General features: G+C 38.4%; 15 protein-coding genes and 1 other RNA gene. 6 read left to right on the top strand and 10 right to left on the bottom strand.

Features of this window, described 5'->3' with window-relative positions:
* Positions 1-167: 167 nt before the first annotated feature.
* Positions 168-2,624: a transglycosylase domain-containing protein gene (locus ACIQXP_RS16215; protein WP_293742220.1), complete on the bottom strand. Its 2,457-nt coding sequence runs from the start codon at positions 2,622-2,624 to the stop codon at positions 168-170.
* A gap of 139 nt (positions 2,625-2,763) precedes the next feature.
* Between ACIQXP_RS16215 and ACIQXP_RS16210 the strand changes: the two genes are divergently transcribed.
* Positions 2,764-3,645: a polyphosphate kinase 2 family protein gene (locus ACIQXP_RS16210; protein ID WP_387506015.1), complete on the top strand. Its 882-nt coding sequence runs from the start codon at positions 2,764-2,766 to the stop codon at positions 3,643-3,645.
* On the opposite strand, the gene rnpB is transcribed toward ACIQXP_RS16210, so the two are convergent.
* The 5 genes from rnpB to ACIQXP_RS16185 all read right to left on the bottom strand — a co-directional run bounded on the left by rnpB (position 3,645) and on the right by ACIQXP_RS16185 (position 8,237).
* Positions 3,645-4,044: RNase P RNA component class A (rnpB, locus tag ACIQXP_RS16205), an RNA gene on the bottom strand. The genes ACIQXP_RS16210 and rnpB overlap by 1 nt on opposite strands.
* 78 nt (positions 4,045-4,122) lie before the next feature.
* Positions 4,123-4,401, bottom strand: coding sequence for a PIN domain-containing protein (locus ACIQXP_RS16200; protein WP_387506016.1), 279 nt, complete (start codon positions 4,399-4,401; stop codon positions 4,123-4,125).
* A gap of 360 nt (positions 4,402-4,761) precedes the next feature.
* Positions 4,762-5,184 carry a c-type cytochrome gene (locus tag ACIQXP_RS16195; protein ID WP_293742222.1) on the bottom strand — a complete coding sequence of 141 codons (423 nt, stop codon included), beginning with the start codon at positions 5,182-5,184 and terminating at the stop codon, positions 4,762-4,764.
* A 53-nt stretch (positions 5,185-5,237) separates the two neighbouring features.
* A complete protein-coding gene (locus tag ACIQXP_RS16190; protein WP_387506017.1) occupies positions 5,238-5,888 on the bottom strand; it encodes an SCO family protein in 651 nt (216 codons plus the stop codon).
* Positions 5,889-6,500: 612 nt separating this feature from the next.
* Positions 6,501-8,237 (bottom strand): phospho-sugar mutase, encoded by a 1,737-nt coding sequence (locus ACIQXP_RS16185; RefSeq protein ID WP_378937040.1) that lies wholly within the window; start codon positions 8,235-8,237, stop codon positions 6,501-6,503.
* 349 nt (positions 8,238-8,586) lie between these two features.
* On the opposite strand from ACIQXP_RS16185, the gene ACIQXP_RS16180 reads away from it, so the two are divergent.
* The gene (locus ACIQXP_RS16180; RefSeq protein ID WP_090978966.1) at positions 8,587-9,900 is read left to right on the top strand and encodes an aspartate kinase; all 1,314 of its coding nucleotides are present in this window, start codon (positions 8,587-8,589) and stop codon (positions 9,898-9,900) included.
* Here the strand turns inward: ACIQXP_RS16180 and ACIQXP_RS16175 are convergent.
* On the bottom strand, positions 9,889-10,053 hold the full coding sequence (locus ACIQXP_RS16175; RefSeq protein WP_378937044.1) for a hypothetical protein: 165 nt from the start codon (positions 10,051-10,053) through the stop codon (positions 9,889-9,891). The genes ACIQXP_RS16180 and ACIQXP_RS16175 overlap by 12 nt on opposite strands.
* Before the next feature lie 165 nt (positions 10,054-10,218).
* Between ACIQXP_RS16175 and lysA the strand changes: the two genes are divergently transcribed.
* On the top strand, positions 10,219-11,388 hold the full coding sequence (lysA, locus tag ACIQXP_RS16170) for a diaminopimelate decarboxylase (protein ID WP_387506018.1): 1,170 nt from the start codon (positions 10,219-10,221) through the stop codon (positions 11,386-11,388).
* 142 nt (positions 11,389-11,530) lie between these two features.
* Here the strand turns inward: lysA and ACIQXP_RS16165 are convergent, their stop codons facing one another.
* The 3 genes from ACIQXP_RS16165 to ACIQXP_RS16155 are packed head-to-tail and all read right to left on the bottom strand — an operon-like array spanning position 11,531 to position 16,681.
* Positions 11,531-13,786, bottom strand: a complete 2,256-nt coding sequence (locus ACIQXP_RS16165; protein WP_387506019.1) for a TonB-dependent siderophore receptor — start codon at positions 13,784-13,786, stop codon at positions 11,531-11,533.
* A 44-nt stretch (positions 13,787-13,830) separates the two neighbouring features.
* Positions 13,831-15,249 carry a DUF3526 domain-containing protein gene (locus ACIQXP_RS16160; RefSeq protein WP_387506020.1) on the bottom strand — a complete coding sequence of 473 codons (1,419 nt, stop codon included), beginning with the start codon at positions 15,247-15,249 and terminating at the stop codon, positions 13,831-13,833.
* A complete protein-coding gene (locus ACIQXP_RS16155) occupies positions 15,236-16,681 on the bottom strand; it encodes an ABC transporter permease subunit (RefSeq protein ID WP_387506021.1) in 1,446 nt (481 codons plus the stop codon). Before ACIQXP_RS16155 ends, ACIQXP_RS16160 begins: the two co-directional genes overlap by 14 nt.
* A gap of 88 nt (positions 16,682-16,769) precedes the next feature.
* Between ACIQXP_RS16155 and ACIQXP_RS16150 the strand changes: the two genes are divergently transcribed.
* Genes ACIQXP_RS16150 through ACIQXP_RS16140 form a run of 3 tightly spaced genes read left to right on the top strand, consistent with a single transcriptional unit; the run spans position 16,770 to position 22,455 of the window.
* Positions 16,770-18,971, top strand: a complete 2,202-nt coding sequence (locus tag ACIQXP_RS16150) for a peptidase domain-containing ABC transporter (protein WP_387506022.1) — start codon at positions 16,770-16,772, stop codon at positions 18,969-18,971.
* Positions 18,972-18,980: 9 nt separating this feature from the next.
* A complete protein-coding gene (locus ACIQXP_RS16145; protein ID WP_387506023.1) occupies positions 18,981-21,620 on the top strand; it encodes a lantibiotic dehydratase in 2,640 nt (879 codons plus the stop codon).
* Between the two features lie 7 nt (positions 21,621-21,627).
* The gene (locus ACIQXP_RS16140; RefSeq protein WP_387506024.1) at positions 21,628-22,455 is read left to right on the top strand and encodes a thiopeptide-type bacteriocin biosynthesis protein; all 828 of its coding nucleotides are present in this window, start codon (positions 21,628-21,630) and stop codon (positions 22,453-22,455) included.
* Positions 22,456-22,459 lie beyond the last annotated feature (4 nt).

The following is a 22,459-nucleotide window of genomic DNA, read 5'->3' as shown; positions in this document are numbered from 1 at the left end:
GGTTTTAGTGATGTTTGTTCAAAAAATTATGAAAATGAAATGGTAAAAAGTTCTGGAAATAAAAGTAATAATTGTTTAAAAGAGTATTAAAAATTTAACACTTTTTTAAAATCATACTCGCTATTTTACACGTATGGTAAACTATTTTGTTATTCCTGTCCAAAAAACTATTGCTGATTAGTTTCTTCGTTTTTCTTTTTCTCCTTCTCTTCCTGACGTTGTTTTCTTCTCAATTCACGTTCTTCTTTTCTGGTAAGTGGAACGGTAGGAGTAACGGGATTTTGAACAGGATCTGTCTTCTTTTCTTCTTTTTTAACTTCAGGTTCATTGTTTACCGGCTCAGTAGTAACCGGCAATTCGGTAGGGACGGTAAAATCAGTAGAATCAACAGCTACACTATCGGTTGATGTAGTATCCCTAACAACTCTCGGACTAGGACAATTGTAAGTACGGGTAATATCAACGGTAGCTTTTGGAAAAGGGCCATAAGTATAACCTGAATTTGGATCGAGGTATACCTTTTCCATAAACTTGGCAAAAATAGGTAGTGCCGTTCTTGATCCTTCTCCCTGTTCACCATTTTTGAAGTGTGCGGTTCTTTCGTCGCAACCCACCCAAACCCCGGTTACCAAATCTTTGGTTAAGCCCATGTACCAGGCATCTACATAATCGGATGAGGTACCTGTTTTACCGCCAATCTGATTATTTTTTCTGAACAAGTCTGGCCATTCCCACAATGCCTGTGAGGTACCTTCAGGTTCTTCCATACCACCACGGAACATATAGGTCATTAACCAGGCAATTTCTTCTGACAGAACCCTTTTTGTTTTAGGCTTAAACTCGTCAATTAGGTTATTATCCTGATCGGTAATTTTTTCCACTAAAATGGGATCTGTTTTAATTCCCTTATTCATAAAGGTAGCATAAGCCTTTACCATTTCGTAAACGGTAACATCATTCGAACCTAAACTTACGGAAGGTACGGACTCCAAATGGCTGTCAATCCCGCATTCATGTGCATACTTAACTACATTATCCCAACCCACCTTTTCGGTTACCTGTGCAGTAATGGTATTTACCGATTTAGCCATTGCCCAGCGCAAACTCATTTCACGATAAGAAACACTATAATCGGCATTTTTCGGTTCCCAATATTTAGTTTCACCTTTGTCCTGATAGGCAATTTTAACCGGTTTATCGGTAAATTTATCGCAAGGACTCATCCCTTGTTCTAAAGCTGTTAAATAAGCGAATGGCTTAAAGGTAGAACCTGCCTGGCGTTTAGCCTGATTAACATGATCGTATTTGAAGAATTTGTGATCGATACCGCCAACCCAAACTTTAATTTTTCCACTTGCAGGCTCCATGGTCATCATTCCGGTATTCATGATTTTTCCGTAATAACGGATCGAATCCAGAGTAGAGAACAAAGTATCACGGTCGCCTTTATAGGTAAAAACCTGCATCCTTTTCTTTTTATTGAAATAGGCAGTAACAGAATCTGGATGGTTGGGGAACTTTTTTTGCAAAAGTGCATAAATCGGCAGGTTTTTCATTGCTCTATCCGGATAATCAACTTTGTGTTTTTCCGAATCGTACCATGGATCTTCATTGCCCCAAACGCTGTAAAACCTGCGCTGCAAAATTCTCATCTGATCGGCAACAGCTTCTTCAGCATATTTCTGCAGTTTTGAATCGATAGTTGTGTAAATTTTTAACCCATCCTCATACAGGTCGTAACCGTTATCATTACACCATTTCTCTAAATATTTCGCCACAGCTGCCCTCAGATAAGAATCGCCGTCGCTGCCATCCTGCATTTTACCTTCCTTTAATTTAACAGGCTCCTTTGATAATTGGGTCAAACTATCTTTGCTAAGGTAGTTGTACTTGTTCATTTGTGCCAACACTACATTTCTTCTTTCCAAAGCTTTTTCAGGATTTTTGGTTGGATTATATAAGGTAGTTCCTTTTAACATCCCTACAAGCATCGCTGCATCTGTAGTGGCCAGGTCTTTGGTTTCTTTATCAAAGTAAATCCTACTGGCCGTTTTTATGCCGTAAGCATTGTTACCGAAAGAAACGGTATTCAGATACATGGTAATGATATCATTTTTAGAATAGTTGGCTTCTAATTTTACCGCCGTCATCCATTCCTTTAACTTTACAATCAAGGTTCTCACCAAAGGTATCTTAATCAATAATCCCTGCGATTTATTGTAACGCGTGCGGTAGAGGTTTTTGGCCAATTGCTGGGTAATGGTACTGGCACCGCCATCTTTCCCTAAGCCAGCAACTGCCCGCCCCACGGCTTGCACATCAATACCCCAATGTTTGTAAAAGCGTACATCCTCGGTAGCCACCAGGGCATGTATTACACTCGGTGCAATATCATTGTAATTTACAGGCGTTCTGTTCTCTTTAAAGTATCTTCCAATCAGTTTGCCGTCTGCAGTGTAAAGTTCAGAACCCACACGTAGCGTAGGTGCTTTAATATCCCGAACACTCGGAGAATAGCCAAACAACCACAAAAAGTTTAATTGCAAAGCGGAAAAGAAAATTATTATAAAAAATAAAAATAGGGCAAAATAACGTAAGTACTTGTTTTTTATCTCTTTAAACATATTGGATAAGATAATCTTAAGGTAAAAGCTGTGGCGCTAAATATAAAAAACTCTGTATGCAAATTAACGGATTTAATTTACTTATTTTTTAGTTCTATATTTAAATTATCGACGAATCGGTTTACCCGGAAATAATATAATGATGAAAAATGAATTTAAAGGCTTAATTGTACAGGGAGATAAGAAATTTTCCTTAAAAAACCATAAAACTGATTTTACAGGCGGTTATAACAAAGAAAAAGCGAAAGATGCCCTGGTAAATTCGAAAATATCGCTGAGTCATTTACAGGAAAAATTGTATGCCTCCGCGAAACATGCGGTACTGATTATTTTCCAGGCTATGGATGCTGCCGGTAAAGATAGTGCCATTGAGCATGTAATGAGCGGGTTAAACCCACAGGGATGCCAGGTTTATAGCTTTAAAACGCCTACGCAAAAAGAATATGAGCACGATTTTCTGTGGCGACATTATAAGGCGCTGCCTGAACGTGGACGAATCGGGATCCATAACCGTTCCCACTATGAAAATGTATTGGTTTGCAAGGTGCATCCCGAATATATTTTAAACGAAAATATACCAGGCCTTAGTGATGTTAAAAAGATCAGCAAAAATTTCTGGCAACAGCGTTACAAGAGCATTAAAAATTTCGAAGAACATTTATCAGCCAATGGAACAGTTGTTTTAAAGTTTTTTTTAAATGTAAGCCGGGATGAGCAAAAAAAACGCTTTTTAGAACGTATTGATGACCCCACCAAAAACTGGAAATTTTCTTCAGGAGACATTGAAGAAAGGGCATTATGGGATCAATATATGAATGCCTACGAACAGGCAATTAACGAAACTAGCACACCGGAATCGCCCTGGCACATTATTCCTGCTGATAAAAAATGGTTCGCCAGGCTGGCAATTAGCGAAATTATTGAAGACAAATTAAAAAGCCTCGATTTGAAGTTTCCTGTATTAGGTGAGTCGGAAGACGCTAAACTTGGCGAAGCCAAGCGCATTTTATTAAGTGAGTAAAAAAATGCAGGTCTATAAGCCGGGTTCTGTCTCCTGATTGCTCAGGATTTCTATCATTTATCTACTATAAACGTTGCCGTTTATCTCTAACGACCTACCCACTAACATCGGACGGGCAGCCCTTTATCCCGACGGTAAGTCAGGATGTTAGCCTATTTGGTCTTTCAACTCCCGGGGTTTACAAACCACTGCAGTCGCCTGCAATGCTCGTGCGCTCTTACCGCACGTTTTCACCCTTATCCCGATGTAAAACCGGGACGGTATATTTTCTGTTGCACTAATCCGTGGTCCAGGTTTTCATTCCTGAACCCCTTTCCGTTAGAAAGCGGGATGCCCTGCGTTGCCCGGACTTTCCTCTCTTCCGATTTTATTCGGAACAGCGATAGAACAACCTGCATTTTGCGCAAAGATGGGTTTTTTATTACAATAGTCATAATACTATTCATTAGCGAGTGCAAATATTTCATTTAGCACCTTTTAAGAAAATCTAAAATTTGTCAGTTGTATTTTTTGAAAGATAGGTTTTACTGAAGTAATCAAACCAACATTTTTTGCCTTTAAAATTATGCCTGATGTACCCGTATAAAGAAGCTGTAACCTTTCGGCTGCTTTGCTTCCCTTATTATCATCTAAAATGAGAAGAGAACATCCTGATTCTGTTGCTAATGCAATAGCGCTTGCTTCACCAGCGTCGAGATCCGGGGAATTTTGAAATGAAATGTTTTTTGGTGTTCTGATTTCAATCCAATCAGGCAAAGAGGAAACAAATTCCTTTGCGATTATAGTTGTGTTGACTAAGAGATTTTATAAGATTAAGCTCTCCGATATTTTCCAATAAAATGAAACAGGTTGTATCAATGATTACGATTTCATATTTTCCCTGCATCTTTTAACATTTCTGAAACAGAATAATTGATTAACGAAACATCATAATCTGATATTCAGAAAAGATACGTACAGATAAGTCAGCCATAGCAGCAGCTTGACCTAATGATCATTTTCCAGATTCATAAAGCTTTGCTGCGATGAAATGTAACATATCATGCTCATACCTACCTAAGCTATCTGGAAATTAAAGAGTTATCGTTGTCATACTTTAAATATACGAAATGATATTTACTTGCAATTTTCCAAATCTGTTGAAACCTGCGAGTAAGGCACAAATCCCTGCTTATTGCCAAACGAATTGGTAATGTAAACCATTACCTGCGCAACATCAATATCAGCCAGTTCTTGAAAAGCAGGCATTTTTTCCTTGTATTCTTTACCGTTAACAACTAATGATTCATTTACTCCATTTTTAATGAAACATGCTAAACGGGATTTATTTGCCTTTAAAAACACAGAATCAGTTAACGGGGGAGCGAGCTGACCCAAACCTTCACCATTTTCACCATGGCAGTTCTGACATTTAGTTTCATAGATATCTTTTCCATTCGACATGTAGTTCTGTAGGTCAATCGTCTCCTGATTCTGGCAGGAAACGACAATGGCAACCAGGGAAATAAAAAAGAGTGCATTGATAATGTACTTGCGCATGGATGTTTATTGTAAAATCTTCATCCCTAACGGATCGGGATGAAGACTGATGATTACTTTTTATACTCTGCCAGTAAAACCGGAATATCTTTCTTTAATTGCGCTACCTGGTCTGCTTTAGTACCATCATAAGCGCCGCGAATCCGCCTGTCTTTATCAATCAAAACCAGATAACCCTGGTGGATATAACCATCTTTAGCTGTACTGTCTTCCCCAACAGCAACTAAGTAGTTCTTTTCGGCCAAGGTATATACGCTATCTTTGGTGCCGTAAAGAAATAACCATTTCGGCCCATCAACACCTAGTTTCTGAGCATATTTTTTCAGAACATGAGGTTTGTCATATTTAAAATCAATCGTGTGTGATACAAACATTACGTCGGGATTGGTTTTAAAATCATTGTAAACCGTCATTAAATTGCGGTGCATGGTAGGGCAGATGGTGGTGCAGGAAGTAAAAAAGAAATCGGCGACATAAACCTTTCCATCAGTAGCCTTATTTGTAGTGACCACACTATCCTGGTTCAGGAAAGACCAGGCAGGAATGGTTTGATAAACAGTGTCAATTTTCTCCACACCAGCGGCATCTTTAACCGTTTCAGCATGGCGTTCCCCATAAAATGGAAGCTTTCTTTCTTGTTTACAAGCCGAAAATATAGAAACAGCTAGCAGGGACGTAGCTAAATAAATTGTGATTTTATTCATAATATTATTTTAAAGATGTAAATATACAAGGTATTTATTTAGATCTTTAATGTTTGGAAAAGTCCGGGGTCAGATGTCCGAAAGTAGGATGTTTGGGCGGATAGAACATATGCATCACATATTTCGACAGTAATTTTTGAACTCTTGCATTATTCATTACTTAAAACCTCAGAAGTTCAGCGTTCAAAATTGTCCGTTTTATACCTGCTGACCAAGTCTCCTGACTTCTGACAAATAAATTTACATCACCAAGTCCCGATATAGAAGAAGTATAAGAATTGTAACGCTCACTATTGGAAACATAAGGTAAAATGGCATTGATCGAAATCCTCCGTACTAATCCGTCCCTATATAGGAATTAAAGGTCTTAGCGAGACGCTAAGACCAGTTGAGGTTATAAAATCCTAAAAAAGAAGTCGTCATTCCCAGCTTGATGGCAATCTTAAAACGCTTGTATTAAGTTTCCCCAATGCACGAGATCCGATTACTATCGGATGACGACCGACTAGTAGATCATGTCAATGGTAGCTAGGCGAAGAACCTCTTTTGAATGTTTAAAAGGCGTTTCGGCAAGCTCGATGTGACAACTACTACTATAATTAAGCATTAAAATTATGCCTGTAAATCAGCCATAACCGTTTTGATCTTCTCTTCAAGCTTTGCATTAACCGAATCAAAATCTTTTCTATCGGCTAAAGGTGCATTTACACTGCAATAGAATTTAATTTTTGGCTCTGTACCACTCGGGCGGGCTGAAACAATACTGCCATCTTCAGTAATAAACTGTAAAACATCGGAGGTAGGATAATCCAGTTTGGTTATCTTTCCGGTTGATAAATCTGTCTCCTGTCCTAATTCATAATCTTTTAATACCGATACTTTAGAACCACCCAAAGTTGCAGGCGGATTTTCTCTGAATTTAACCATCATGGCTTTGATTTCTTCAGCACCGGATTTACCTTTTTTGGTTAGCGAAACCAGGTCTTCTTTATAAAGGCCATACTCTACATACATATCCAACAGGGCATTATATAAACTAGCACCTTTATCTTTATAATACGCCGTCATTTCAGAAATGAAAGCGGCAGAAACCACAGCATCTTTATCGCGCACCAAATCACCAATCAGGTAGCCATAGCTTTCTTCACCACCACCGATAAAATACTTTTTGCCTTCAAGTTCGGTCATTAACTGCCCGATATATTTAAATCCGGTTAACGTATTATAGTAGGTTACATTTTTCTTTTTGGCAATTTCTTCGATCAGGTTAGAGGTTACTATGGTTTTTACAATAAACTGATTGCCATCCAATTTACCGCTATCCTGCCAGGCAGATAATAAGTAATTAATCAACAAACTGCCTGTTTGGTTACCGTTAAGCAATACCCATTCGCCATTATTGTTTTTTACGGCAATACCCACGCGGTCAGCATCAGGGTCGGTTGCCAGAACTAAATCAGCATCTATTTCTTTAGCTTTGTTCATCGCTAAAGTCAATGCATCTTTTTCTTCCGGGTTAGGATACACCACAGTTGGAAAATTACCATCAGGCGTACTTTGCTCTTCAACAATAGTTACGTTCGTAAAGCCAAACTGCGCTAAAGCTTTAGGAACCAATGTAATTCCAGTTCCATGGATAGGAGAGTATACAATTTTTAAATCCTGCTGTCTTTTAATCGCATCAGGGGAAATCGATAGCGCTGTAATGCCATCCAGATATAACTGATCAACCTCCTCACCAATCAATTGAACGTTTGCATCAACGCGATCAAATTTTACTTCATCTATGCTTTTAATTTTATTTACTTCATCAATCACCAGTTTATCATCGGGAGAAGTAAACTGACCTCCATCAGCACCGTAAGCTTTGTAACCATTATACTCTTTAGGGTTATGCGATGCCGTTAACATTACACCACTTTTGCAACCAAAATGACGTACAGCAAAAGAAAGCTCTGGCGTTGGTCTTAATCCAGAGAAGAAATATACGTATATGCCATTGGCCGAGAACACATCGGCGGTGATTTTTGCAAAGTAATCTGAATTATTGCGACTATCGTGCGCAATCGCCACTTTGATCTGTTCGTTTGGATATTTATTGTTTAGGTAGTTGGCTAATCCCTGTGTAGCCGTTCCGATGGTGTATTTGTTTATACGGTTAGAACCTGCACCCATAATGCCACGTAAACCGCCAGTTCCGAACTCCAAACTTCTGTAAAATGCATCAGTTAGTTCGGTTGTTGCATTTTTATCTACAAGGGACTGGATTTCAGCCTTGGTATCTTCATCATAATTTCCATTTAACCATTGATTAATGGTGGCTTGCGTTGATTGGTCAATTGCCTGCATTGAGCTGTTTTTTTTAGTTTAATATCTCGTGATGAACAAATTTTAATGGATGAGGTTTGGTTTGAAGATAGTTATTTCAATTCATCCAAATTTTATTTTGTTGAGGGTGTTGCTTTTAAGCTGCTTTTGTTTAATTTCACGCCCCGATACAATAATAAAGAAAATCCATTATTAATGTGAGGCGATTTTAACTTTTTTCATAATCGTTGCAAAATCAGTAAGGTTCTCCTCGCATAATCATGGATTAGAAACAGTTTATAAATAAACGAAATCATCATAAACTTTTAAACCAAGCCCTGGGATAAAAAAACTGAACGTTTCGTTACCTTTTAAAACCATTAGCAAGTAAATGAAAATATTAAAATTTGGGGGTACTTCTGTAGGTAGTCCCGAGCGCATGACGAAATTGTTGGATATCATTAATCCAAATGAAGAGCAGATTGTAGTTTTATCAGCCGTGTCTGGAACTACAAATAGTTTAGTAGAAATTGCAACTCATTTTTTAGCTGGCGATAAGAAGAAGGGAAGCGAAGCCGTAGAAAACCTGTATCAAAAATATAAAACGTTTGTGATTGAGTTATTGCCTGCTGCCGAATTTCAGGAACAGGGCAATGAAGTAATCGATTATCACTTCAACTTTTTGGCAGGTTTAGCCAATGATATTTTCACATCAATTGAAGAGAAAGTGGTATTGGCACAAGGGGAGCTTTTATCAACCACTTTATACCATATTTATTTAAAATCCATTGGCGTACCATCTGTACTATTGCCTGCTTTGGATTTTATGAAAACGGATGAGGATAATGAACCTGACATTCCGTTTACCACAAAGCACTTAATGCCGTTGCTGGAACAACATAAAGACAATAAACTCTTCATTACACAAGGTTACATCTGTCGTAACAGTTTTGGTGAAGTTGATAACCTACGCCGTGGCGGTAGTGATTATACCGCATCTTTATTGGGCGCGGCAATTATGGCCGAGGAAGTTCAGATCTGGACGGATATAGACGGGATGCATAATAACGATCCACGTATTGTTAAAGGAACTAAACCAATTGCGCAGTTATCATTTGATGAAGCAGCTGAGCTGGCTTATTTTGGGGCCAAAATTTTACATCCTCAATCTGTTTTCCCTGCACAGAAATATAAGATACCGGTTCGTTTGCTGAATACCATGGAACCTTCTGCTGCTGGCACTTTAATTACCCATAATAGCGAAAAAGGTAAAATTAAATCAATAGCCGCTAAAGATGGTATTACGGCAATCCGCATCCAATCCAGCCGGATGTTGCTGGCCTATGGTTTCTTACGCAGGGTTTTTGAGGTTTTTGAACGCTACAAAACACCGATTGATATGATTACCACTTCTGAGGTTGCCGTATCTTTAACCATTGATGAAACCGCGCATTTGCCACAGATTATTGAAGAACTGGAAAGTTTTGGAACTGTTGAAGTAGATACCAACCACAGTATTGTATGTGTAGTGGGCGATTTTGGTTCAGAGAAACACGGTTTCGCCAGTAGGGTTTTAGAAGGATTAAAACACATTCCGATCCGTATGATTTCTTATGGAGGAAGTAACTATAACGTTTCTCTTTTAATTTTAAGCGAATATAAAACAGAAGCTTTGAGAAGCTTACACAACAGGTTATTCGAATAATAAGAAAAAGGCGCCGATTACAACCAGCAAGCCGACAAGGCAATGAAAAGCCAGAAAGTTTGCTGGTAACAAACCGTTTTTATATTTTTTGTAAGAATTAAATAATCCTGCAGAAAGAATAAGCACAATAAATATGGCGGCTGCTATCTTCATTTTTTTATAAACAAAAGAAACAGTAACAATAATAGCAATACGATAAAAAATCGGATTTTCCCATTGTATTGTTTCCGGGTAATTCTTCCATGCTTTAAATCGAGGTAGTTACCCAAATAAATTAGCGCAAAGAATAAAATTAAAATTATAACAAGGAATTTGAACATGTTTGCCGATAAAGATATATCAAAGTTTAACAATATTGAAACGCCTTTTTACTACTATGATACCGATCTGTTGCAAAAAACCCTGCAAACTTGTGCAGATGCAGCAGCTCCTTATCAATTTCACATCCATTATGCATTAAAGGCAAATTTCAATCCTATAGTGTTAAAACAGATCAAAGAAATTGGTTTCGGTGCAGATTGCGTCAGTGCCGGCGAGGTAAAAAGAGCAGTAGAGGTTGGTTTCGACAATAAAAAAATTGTTTTTGCCGGCGTTGGTAAATCTGACAAAGAGATTAATGAGGCCCTCGATCTTGATATCTTCTGCTTTAATGTAGAATCTATCCAGGAATTAGCGGTATTAAATGAACTGGCGGCTAAAAAAGGTAAAACCGCTCAGGTTGCCATCCGCATTAATCCAAATGTTGATGCACATACCCATCATAATATTACAACAGGGTTAGATGAAAATAAATTCGGGATCAATTCATGGGATTTAACTGAATGCGCCGATGCCCTAAAAGCTTCAGAAAACCTTAAGTTTATCGGTATTCATTTTCACATCGGCTCGCAGATTACCAATCTGGATGTATATAAAAACCTTTGCGTTCGTGTAAATGAATTTGCCGCTTGGTTTGAAGATAAGGGGTTTAAACTTCAGGTATTGAATGTAGGTGGTGGTTTAGGGATCGATTACCACAATCCCGATCATCAAATTCCTGATTTCGGATCATACTTTAAAATATTCAATGAATTCTTAAGCACTAAACCTGGTCAGGAGGTGCATTTTGAACTGGGCAGGGCTTTGGTTGGTCAATCAGCATCATTAATTACCCGTGTACTGTATATTAAAAACGGAAAGAAGAAAAACTTTGTTGTTTTAGATGCAGGGATGACCGAATTGATGCGTCCCGCATTGTATCAGGCTTATCATAAAATAGAGAATCTTAGTCAGTCCGGAGTCCGGAGCCCAGCGTCCGAAGTCGTAAAATACGATATCGTTGGCCCAATTTGTGAAAGTACCGATTGTTTTGGCAAAGAGGTAGAACAACCGGAATCCTTTAGAGGGGATATTTTTGCGATCAGAAGTGCAGGTGCTTACGGAGAAGTGATGGCCTCAAAATATAACCTAAGAGATGCGATAAGATCGGTATATAGTTACGAGATATAACTTTTTCATAGCGGAAGAAACGAGTTAGCCTTGCAATCTTAAAGCCAGGCTAACTCGATGCGCTTCCTCCGCTGAAAAAGCCTTCGCGCAATGATTTTTACTTCAAATCATTTACAAATACAAATTCTGAAATATTTTAAAGTTAGAATTTTAGGCCTACTGAGAGCCTGATGTTAAAAGGTTCTCCTTCAACAAAGAAATAATTGTTGCCCGTGTACGGAAAATCCGTTGTGATATCTCCCGATGCTATATATCGTTTGTTAGTTAAATTATCTGCAATCACCCTGAACATGTATTTAGGGCTGATGAAACTCAAGCCTGCATCAAACTTGGTGTAGCTGGGCAGATAGGTATCCCTCTGGCTGATTGCGGAAAGTTTTGCAATAGTGGTTTGCCCTGCGCTGATGGAGATTTTATGATAGCCATTTAAAGGAATGCTATATTGTAACCAGGTGTTAAATACCTGTTGAGGGACATCAGGCATTTTCTGTCCAACAATTGAGGGATCATCGGCCGTCGGGTTTAGGTTATTATCTTTGGTTATTTTAGCATCCAAATAAGTGTAATTTGTGATCATTGACAGCCGATCAGTAATGTTTCCGATCACGTCTACTTCAAAACCATTGCTCACTACCTCACCCAACTGAAGATAATAGGCTATGGCTCCTGCAGCAGCTGCATAACTCCTGAAATCTCTGGCTGCTACGTTTCTTTTTACTGTATGAAAGCCATTTAATGTAGTTAATAACCGGCCATTAAACCAGTTTTTTTTGATGCCAATTTCATAATTATTTCCAAGTTCGGGTTCTACAGGTTTTGATGCGGTAACTGTTTTTTGTCCTTCCTGTGGGCCATCAATGGTTTCGGTTACTACCTGACCGGTTTTAGGTACAAATGATTGATCATAAAGAAAATAGACAGACAAAGTCGAATCAGGCATAAAGCTTAGCGCAGCACGGGGCGAGAAAGCATGTTGTCTGTAATAATCTGGCAAGCGCGGGCCTCTTGTAGTGGTTAAAATATTGCGGTTACGGTAATCGGTATAACGCGCCCCAACGGTCAGTAGAAATTTGTCAAAGGCGATATTATCATAAACATAGGCTGCTGAATAGTGAATGTGATTCTCTTGCCTGATTGATCTTTTAGTGACGCCTACGGTATTCGCATTTACATAAAAATCTGGATTATTCCGTTCAAAAGGGAAGGAGTTGGTTCCGTAGTAGGTTGATAGTGAATCTTTACCTGTAGTATAATCACTACCGATTAATAGGGTGTGTTTAAATGTACCGGTTTTAAATTTACCAGACAGAAACAGGTTGGTGTTATAGGTTTCGCCCAACATATTGGAATTGCTTGCAATGCGGTTGGTTTTGCCTTGCGCGTTAAAACTGATCGATGTCCGGTTATTGGCCGATACCATGTACCACTGGTTGGCGGGTGCTTTCACAAAATTCGATTGTGAGGTAAGCTGCCAGTTCTCATTAAATTTGTGAACAGCATTAAACCTGAAGGTGTGCGTTTGCGAAACACTTAAAGGTAAACCAATTCCCGCACTGAAATTTAAGCTGATCGGATCTTGCAGCACATCCTTATCCTGACGCAACTTATTAATGGAAGATCCATTTCTAACCTCTCCACGAACGTAATTATATTCTGCAATCAAAAATGTACGCGGACTAAAATTATATTGCAACACAGGTGCTACTACATATTTGGCTGTTTTCATGTAATTGAGATATGAATCCTGATGCTGAAAAGCCGTATTGAAGCGATACGAAAACCCCTTGCTTTTTAATGCACTCCCAAAATCTACTGTAGCACGTAACAAATTGTAATTGCCCCCTGTGACCATTACATTTAGCAGTTTTTCTTTTGGTGATTTTGTTACGATATTCAACGTTCCGCCAGGCTCACCCAACGCACTGATAAATCCTGCCGGTCCTTTAACAAATTCAAGGTTTTCGATAATGGCTTCATCATCAAGCGTCGCGCCCAAAACCAATCGGCTTGGCATTCCATTGATGGTGGTGGCTGCGTTAAACCCCCTCACTTTTATTGATGCAGAATTATCGAAAGGTGAACTGTTATATCCAAAATATACACCACTGGCATTTCTGGCCATATCTTTTAATTGTACCCCGCCTTGTTGCTGTATCAGCGCAGCAGAAATGCTGATAATATTCTGGGGCATCTGTAACAGCGGAATCTGCATCCTCAAACTATTCGATAAAGTATCCTTTTTGAGCTTGATTGCTTTCTGACCATCGATACGGACTTCGCTAAGCTGGCGTACTTTGGCCGTAGAATCCTGCACTGATTTAATGCGCTTTTCGTGCTGTGCATAAACCTGTTGTATCGAAATCAGTAAAAATAAAATAATGTAAAATTTTTTCTTCATTTTTTTTTGTGTGATTGATTTGTTATATGTATGGTGATTTTAATTTAAATCCGGAGTTTTGCGGCAAAAAAAATGATGCATAAGTCAATGCAAAACAGGTAGAATATACCAAGCAGAATTTGCTGATTTTTATCTGGTGCTGGTTTAAACTTAAATTCAGGCAGGGTTTTTAAATCATTTAAGCTTAGTTTTTTATCTGCTATGATATAATCATTCATAAAATCAACCCATTGTTTTTGAAAAGCGTTTACCTGGTCCTGATATGAGAGATAATCCTTCAATCCGGTTTCAGCAATCCCGTTCAATAAATATTGAGTTTTAGTTGCCGGATTTATCCAGCTTACATGATTGGAAGATGTATTTTGTTTTGCAGAATACTGGTTGTAATTTTTTGCAACCGCGGTCATTCGGCGTCCTAAAAGATCATAGTAGGCTGCAAAACGTTTAGTATTGTTTTCGCTCGTGTCAGAGGCTGTCCTTAAATGTCTGTATTTGGGGTTATTCAGGTAAAATGTATCGATAAGGAGTTTGCGCGGCAATGCCCAAACCGATTCACTATTTTCTCTTAAGGCGACAGCAGCATCGGTTTTTAGTGGAATGGGATAATGCAAACGCACAATGGCGTTACACAATGCGGGTAAGAGCATTAAGAAAAAACACCATGTTCCTAAAAGATAAAGTGCATTGTGAACAGAATTTTGATCTAATCTGACGATTAAAAAAATAACCGCAAACCAAAAGAAAAGATAAACACTAATGCTAAGCATCCACAATATAGCCGCTATCGCATCAAAAGAAATTAAAAAGGCCGAACTGACAAAACCAACAATACTGAGAAACCATGCCATTGCGCCAATCAGCATAAACCTAAAAACAAGTTTATAGCTAATTATTCTGGCAAAATACAGCCCTTGCAAAGAAAGTAATTTATCCGTTTGTTGTTCCTTCTCCTTTGATAAGATATTATAGCTTAACGCAATGGCGAGTAAGGGGAGCAGATAGACAATCACATAAGCGAGATCGAAATTTCCTGATGCAAGCACCTCTGGATTAGAAATTTCAGCATTTGAACCTTGAACAAAATTCCGTCTGCGGGTAATCACATCATAATAAGGCGTTAAATCCCTTTGTCCAATCGATAAAATACTTAATGAATGAGGCTTATGAATGGCATATAAAGGGTTCTTATACTCAATTACCGAAGGAATTCCAGCCTGATTAAATAAAGTCTTTCCAGCTGCAGTAGTTGTATCAGCAGAGAAACTTGCGACAGCTTCCTCATACTTTTTCTGATATTCATGTTGAAGACTATCAATAGCCAATAATTGTTTTTGAGTAAAACGGTAACCGTCGTAAATACTGTAAAGTCCGGCTGCAACGAAAAAACCGATTAAAACCAATATAAATTTTTGCCTGGTCAACAGCCTGAACTCGAATAAAAAAATGGTTTTAAAGAGTTGCATAATTAAGTGCTAAAGAACGTGAAACAATGAACTGAAGTAAAAACATGAGCATAAGTATCCATCCAATCAATGAAACGATAGCAATTTTTTCTAACTGTAATACACAGTAAAGTGTGGGTAATTGATAGCTGAAATCTTTAAACTGGCCAAAATAGCGGGGTCCTACCACATATTCTCCCTTAACATCCTTACCATGCATAGCCAACTGTAAATTCAATTTTCTGATCAGGTGGTTGCGATAGGTTTGTGCCTGTTTAAAAAAGTCTTCGTGATGATAAAAATCAGAACCTGCCAGCGCCATCGAAAGGCGTTTGGTTGATAAAAAGGGATCAAAAATACCGGATAGGCTTAAAAGACGTCGCTGTTGATCAAAACGGTTTTCAACGGTCTTATAATAGTGGTTAAAGACCATGGTACGATAATCTTCATTAAACTGAAGGGTAAAGCCGTCTACATTAAAAGGTAACGCCTGTACACTGTCTACATGATATTTATTCAATAAACTATCGATGTATCGTTTTCCGCGGTCAGCGTAAGGATCTTTTCCATTCAGGCCCTTTCTGTAACCCTGCTCCACCAAATCATTAAAAGCGGCGCGAGACATTAACGGGTAGTTATGGATGGCTATACCGGTTACTATTTTAGGGAAAATAATGCTCATGAAAATCCAGAAGCATAAGGCACCTAACAATGCTTTCCCTGAATGATTGCTTACTGCAGAAATAAGTGTACCAAGTAAAGCAACTAGCAGGTAGTATAATAAACAAGTTGCTAAAATCCATACCAGCCTGCCAAAGAGCAGGCTGGCATCGCCTGTAAAAGTAACCGCTAAAGCCACGATTAAAAAGGCGGGAAGTATAATCATTACGACAAGCAGGTAATTGGCCCAAACTTTCGCCCAGATCATTTTTCTGCTACTTAAACCCTGAGCCAAAAGCATTTTAAGCGTGCCGTTCTCTTTCTCGCTGGTGATACTGATAGCAGTAATAAACAGCAGAAACAAGGGGACTAACAATTGTAAAATAAGCGCGAAGCTGAGGTTGGCAAAACGCAAAGCCGAATCATGGTGTTCAGCGTTACTATCGCTGATTTCGTGCTGTTGGTGTGCTTCTATCCGGTAGGTATTTCCTGCATAATCATTAATACCCGGATCGAAAACATTAAGCAGATGCATGGGCTTGAACAGGTAAGTTCCAAAGTGTGCAGCATCATGCGGATTACGCTGTTGATGCGCCCATTGCTGTCTGAATAAAGCATTGGCTTCCAATCGCTGTTTATGGTTGGCATTGTAATTTAAAAAAGTACAAAACATAGCGGCTATAAACAATATCCATATGGCAATGACCGAAATCAGCACTGTTTTATCCCGGTAGCTCAGTAATAATTCTTTTTTGATCAGCATCTGCCACATGCCAAAACCCTTGGTTCTCATCTGAAATTTATTTTTATTAATGCATCAAAGTTGCATTATATTTTACATATTTGCAACTATATTGCATTTACATAATGTGGTTTTTTCCATGATTAAAGATTTTATCCGTAGAAATAATTATCCGTTTTACAAACAGCCCGATGCCATGGATTGCGGTCCGGTTTGTTTAAAAATGGTTGCAGCTCATCACGGTAAAAACCTGTCTATGCAGTATTTAAGAAAGTTATGCGGGATCGGAAAGCAGGGAACAACATTACTCAATCTGACCGATGCTGCGGATCAGCTGGGTTTTAAAACTCTTGCAGCAGAATTACCTTTTCATAAACTGAACAACATTCCTTTACCCTGCATATTACACTGGCAAAAAGAACATTATGTGGTTCTTTATGAAGTAAATGATAAACATACTTACCTGGCCGATCCGGCCTTAAATAGCAAAATTAAACTCAGCGTTGACGATTTTTTAACTGCCTGGACAATCAATACAGAAAGGAATACAGGGCGCGTTTTGTTACTTCAGCCCACCCAGGCTTTCGAAGACCTGAAAGCGCCCGACGAACATAAAACTTCCTTATGGTCGTTATTGCCTTACCTTAAAATGCACAAAAAAGGTTGGCTCCCCATTCTAATCAGCTTGCTTCTGGCCAGTGGCTTTTCGTTAACTATCCCATTACTTACCCAAATGGTAGTTGATAAGGGAATTAATGCTAAAAACACCAATTTACTATTGCTCATCTGTCTTGGTCAGTTAATGCTTTTTTCGGGCAGGATGTTGATGGATTTTATGCGGGCCAGGATTCTATTTCGTATTGGTGCCAGAACGAGCATTACCATGCTAAAAGAATTTCTCGCTAAATTGATGAAACTCCCGTTTTCATTTTTTGATAACCGGCAGGCCGGCGACAATATGCAGCGGGTAAATGATAACCAGCGCATCGAAGAATTTCTGACCAATTTCCTCATTAATTTTATCCTGTCGGCCATTACCTTAGTGGTGTTAGGTGGTGTTCTCTGCTATTACAACTGGCAAATATTTCTGCTTTTTATTGTTGGTGCAGCAGGCAGCATCTTATGGTCAAATTCTTTTCAGCAGAAGCGCAAAATCATCGATCAGAAAAAATTTAAGGTACTCTCTGCCAATCAACAGCTGCTTTTGGAAATTTTTTATGCCATGCAGGAAATCAAACTTACAGGTAGCGAAGAAAATAAAAAGCAGCTCTGGGAAAGCCTTCAGGACCAGTCGTTTGACTTAAAACAGGAAGCCCTCCAACTCGATCAACGCATGCAAGGGGTGGGGTCTTTTATCAATGAAATCAAAAACGTATTGATTACATACGCTGCAGCCATGTTGGTAATCAATGATCAAATCACCCTTGGCGGCATGCTAGCCGTTACTTACGTATGTGGACAGCTAAATGCTCCTGTAAACCAACTGGTAGAATTTGCGAGGGTATCACAAAACACCAAGTTCAGTTTAATGCGGATGGATGAAGTGCAACAGGAGGAGGAGGAGGATCTGAATATGAAAGAACCACTAAAAAACTTAGGCCCGGTTGATATTTCATTAAACAAAGTGTCATTTAGATACGGGAGCAGGCATGCACCTTTCGTTTTAAAAAATATTGACCTATTTATTCCGGCTGGAAAAGTAACTGCCATTGTAGGCACAAGTGGGAGCGGTAAAACAACGCTTATCAAGTTATTATTAAAGTTTTACGGTCTTGCGGAAGGTGAAATTTTCATAGGAGAGCAAAAACTTGAGCAGGTAAATGCAAAATTGTGGCGGAAACATTGTGGCGTAGTGATGCAGGATGGTTATGTTTTTATGGATTCTATAGCCAATAACATTTTCGCGGGTGCAGCGATGAAAGACTATAAACGCCTTTATGAAGCAGCAAAAATGGCCAATATGCACGATTTTTTCTCTTCAATGCCTTTTGGTTATGATACAGTAGTTGGAAGAGATGGTTATGGACTTAGTGAAGGACAGAAACAACGCCTTTTAATCGCCAGGATGATTTATCGCAATCCGGATTATATTTTTTTGGATGAAGCCACCAATGCACTTGATGCGCAGAATGAACGCTCGATAGTGAATAACCTTAATACTTTTTTTAAAGGTAAAACAGTGCTGATTGTAGCCCATCGGCTCAGCACAGTTAAACATGCTGATCAGATTATCGTACTGCACCAGGGCGAAATAATGGAATGTGGTACGCATGAAACGTTATTGCTCAATAAAGGAAGTTATTATAACCTGATCAAAAATCAACTCGAACTCGGTAAATAAAATATAGATATGAGCTTACAGATTTTTCCTTATTCGTTGGTACGTTATGCCGGATTACACCATCAACTTTTTGATCAGCTGCAACTCAAAGATTCAGAACATCTTTTATCGTCTTATCAAACGCATTTTGATGACAAAGAGAAATTCAAAAACAGACTATGCGATGCTTTATACCCTGTAATCAATCTTCAGACGGATGATAAAGTTAGACAGCAGTTAATTAATATTAAACGTCAGTTATTCAACAATAAACAGATTGATCCTCATTCTGTTTCTTTATTACCACAAACGCTTCAGCACGATTTTCAGCTTTATTTAAACAAGTTGCAACAACTTAGCCTTTTTAAAAATGAGTGTTCCCTAAAATTTGAAGAAGAACAGCAAATTCATCAGCAAAAAATACAGGCAACAGCACAACTGCCTGAACTGCAGAACGGGCTTTTGTTATCAAGTCCGCTACTTTATGAGCAGTTAAGCAATTTTACGCAAAAAGACGTTAAAAGCTTTAAACAGAAAGAACACCGGACTTTATTCAGCTTGATGAGGTACCTGAGCAGAATGACTTTTAAAACTTCACCATTCAGTAGTTTTACCTATACCGGGCTGGCAACACTGAGTGCATCAGAGATATCCGAAACGACTCATCATAGAGTTTGTAGCCGATTAAAATTAAATAATGCGATATTCGAATACCTCAAATCAATATTGAAAAGGCATCCTTTATTAAACGAGCAATTACTGATTAAACTAAATATAACGGCGTCAATAAAAAAGGATAAAATCTGCTTCTTAAGCAATATCAACAATATCGAATCGTTTCAGCAGATCAATGCGAAAGGCCTGCAATTATTAGTTTACCGGCAATTAAATCAGCGTCAATCTACCTCACTTAAACAATTGATCCTCAGACTTTATCAGGATGTTGACAACGCGGATTATGAAAGTATCAAGATATACGTCATTAAATTAGTTGAAGCGGGTATGCTTGAAATGAGCTTAGGGTTTTCTGGTATGGACGAAGCATGGGACAGCAAATTACTACTTTTTATGGAATCGTTCAAAGGAGTGGAGCCATCGGCAATACCGGTTATCACACTTTTTCAAAACCTGCAGCAATACAGAAATCAGTACTCATCAGCTGGTTCTTTTGAGCGCTATCAAATTCTTCAGGAAGCAGAAAAGCAATTAAATGAAGTGTTTTGCCGATTACAACAGGAAGCTGGACTTCCTTTTTACAGTAGCGCATCAGAAAAAAAAATAACACCGGAAAGCCCTGAAGCAGAAAAAATTTCAATCCATAAATTTATTCCTTACTATTTTTCAGCCAGGCATATTTTTTACGAAGACTGCTTTATAACAGAAAAACTGGAACTGCCTGAACAACAGATAAAGGATTTTGTTGATAAAACAAATGAACTGATCAGTTTCTTACTTCCGCTTGATGTGATGCGGAAAGAACGTAAAAAAATGCGTGATTTCTTTTTAGCGCACTACGGTGATAATGAAACAGCAGACCTGATAACTTTTTACAGAAATTACTACTTCCACGTAAAAAAGCCTGAAAAACAAGAACAGTCACTTTCAACTACTGATTTTCCAGCTTTAAAGTATTGGAAAGATGCAGTTTTGAAGAAACTATCAGCGATTGAAGACAATGATGAAAGCCGGATTCATTTAGACGTTAATTTCTTTGATGGCCTGCCAGCTGCCTCTGACCTAGCTAAAAATGCTGCAACAGGAATGTTTGTACAATTTGGCGAAAATGAAAATGGCTTTGCCGGCGTTATCAACGCTTTATTGCCAGGAATGGGCAAAGTGAGCGGCCGCTTTTTATCGCTCTTTGATCAAAAAATTACCAAAAGTATTGTCAAGCATAATGAAAACCTTCATCATGGCGCCGTTAAGGTAGAACTGAACGATGCTTCAACATTTAATGCGAACATCCATCCGCCATTGCTGGCTCATGAACTTGAACTTCCGGGCGGAAATAACATTTATCCGTTAGGCAAACAATTTAACATAAGCGATTTAAGGATAAATTATGATAAAGAAAATGAAGTGTTAAGACTTTATAAAGAAGATACTGAATTTTACAGTTATGATTTAAGTTTAGAGTCTTTTTACAACCGGTCTAACCTTTATCAACTGCTCGCACATTTCAATCCCGATGCGCGTGTCTCGTTACAGCCCTTTATTCAACTGGTTGACCAGTTTTACCTAGATCGACATCGCGTTCCTTCTCCTGATTTATTTACATTGCCGAGAATAGTTTATGCCCAAAATATTATTTTAAGGCGTAAAACATGGCGTATTAAAACATCCATTATTCCCCAACAGGATCAGTTTGAAACAGATTTTGAATATTTTATCAGGTTAAACAACTGGCTCATTAATAGTAAAATACCTCGTGAGATATTTATCTTTTTAAGAAAACGTGCTTATCAAACTCAATCGGATGACAAAAGGGAAGGCCTGCATGATGATTATAAACCGCAATACCTTTCTTTCCATAGCCCATTGTTTTTAGCCATGTTTAAGAAATTATTGTTGAGGGCCGGCAATTACATTACCCTTGAAGAGGTATTTCCGAAACCAACAAAGAATAAGAATAAGGTAAGCGAATACCTGATCCAATGGTACAATAACTGATCAGTTTATGGAAAATCAACAAGACAAATGGTTATCGGTATATCTATTTCACTATGGAGATGCCGATCAACTTTTAAAACAGCTGGTTCATCCTTTTATTCAGCAATGGCATGCGCCCTGGTTTTTTATACGTTACTGGGAAGGTGGCGATCATATCCGTTTGAGGTTAAAAGCTACAGAAAACCGGCACCATTCAATCGTTAAATCACTTTCTGCAGAAAGTTCAGTAATAAAATCCATTCAGATCGCCGAATATGAACCAGAAGTCGAGCGATATGGAAACTTAGAGACTATGCCATGGGCAGAACAATATTTTGAATGTTCGTCTGCCTATATTTTAAACTGGATCGTCAATAAGAAAACCAACCAATCGCTTATCACACAGGCTATAAAAGTGCACCTCACCTTGTTATATGCTACCGGATGGAATAAGGATGCATTAATAAATGTGTGTAACTTATTTTTAGAAGGCTGGCTACCCAGACTCTTTAATCAAACAGAACCGAAGGAAAGGCAAAGGTTATTTTGGCTAAACCAGTTTGAAACCGTTTTTGAAACATCAAAACCTCAAATGGTTAAAGCTGCATACCAGTTTTGGCAAGCGCTTAAAGCCAGGGAAGCAGGTAATGATTTAAACGCATATTTATCTGAAACCATTGGTATACTAAAACTATACAGATCGTCTGATTTGGAAGAAAATAGATTATTTCAGGTAATATCCAGCTTTATGCATATGAATAATAACCGTTTAGGTGTTTATAATTATGAAGAAGCTTACATCATGTACTGTATATTAACCTGTCTTGAGTTTATCCACGAAGAATCCATCACCTAGTATT

The organism is Pedobacter suwonensis (assembly GCF_044762335.1).
Lineage (GTDB): Bacteria > Bacteroidota > Bacteroidia > Sphingobacteriales > Sphingobacteriaceae > Pedobacter.
This window is presented reverse-complemented; position numbering and strand designations above follow the sequence as displayed.

Coding starts and splice junctions, on each gene's coding strand:
- ACIQXP_RS16215 (WP_293742220.1), bottom strand. CDS start 2,624: ATGTTTAAAGAGATAAAAAACAAGTACTTACGTTATTTTGCCCTATTT.
- ACIQXP_RS16210 (WP_387506015.1), top strand. CDS start 2,764: ATGATGAAAAATGAATTTAAAGGCTTAATTGTACAGGGAGATAAGAAA.
- ACIQXP_RS16195 (WP_293742222.1), bottom strand. CDS start 5,184: ATGCGCAAGTACATTATCAATGCACTCTTTTTTATTTCCCTGGTTGCC.
- ACIQXP_RS16190 (WP_387506017.1), bottom strand. CDS start 5,888: ATGAATAAAATCACAATTTATTTAGCTACGTCCCTGCTAGCTGTTTCT.
- ACIQXP_RS16185 (WP_378937040.1), bottom strand. CDS start 8,237: ATGCAGGCAATTGACCAATCAACGCAAGCCACCATTAATCAATGGTTA.
- ACIQXP_RS16180 (WP_090978966.1), top strand. CDS start 8,587: ATGAAAATATTAAAATTTGGGGGTACTTCTGTAGGTAGTCCCGAGCGC.
- ACIQXP_RS16175 (WP_378937044.1), bottom strand. CDS start 10,053: ATGAAGATAGCAGCCGCCATATTTATTGTGCTTATTCTTTCTGCAGGA.
- lysA (WP_387506018.1), top strand. CDS start 10,219: ATGTTTGCCGATAAAGATATATCAAAGTTTAACAATATTGAAACGCCT.
- ACIQXP_RS16165 (WP_387506019.1), bottom strand. CDS start 13,786: ATGAAGAAAAAATTTTACATTATTTTATTTTTACTGATTTCGATACAA.
- ACIQXP_RS16160 (WP_387506020.1), bottom strand. CDS start 15,249: ATGCAACTCTTTAAAACCATTTTTTTATTCGAGTTCAGGCTGTTGACC.
- ACIQXP_RS16155 (WP_387506021.1), bottom strand. CDS start 16,681: ATGAGAACCAAGGGTTTTGGCATGTGGCAGATGCTGATCAAAAAAGAA.
- ACIQXP_RS16150 (WP_387506022.1), top strand. CDS start 16,770: ATGATTAAAGATTTTATCCGTAGAAATAATTATCCGTTTTACAAACAG.
- ACIQXP_RS16145 (WP_387506023.1), top strand. CDS start 18,981: ATGAGCTTACAGATTTTTCCTTATTCGTTGGTACGTTATGCCGGATTA.
- ACIQXP_RS16140 (WP_387506024.1), top strand. CDS start 21,628: ATGGAAAATCAACAAGACAAATGGTTATCGGTATATCTATTTCACTAT.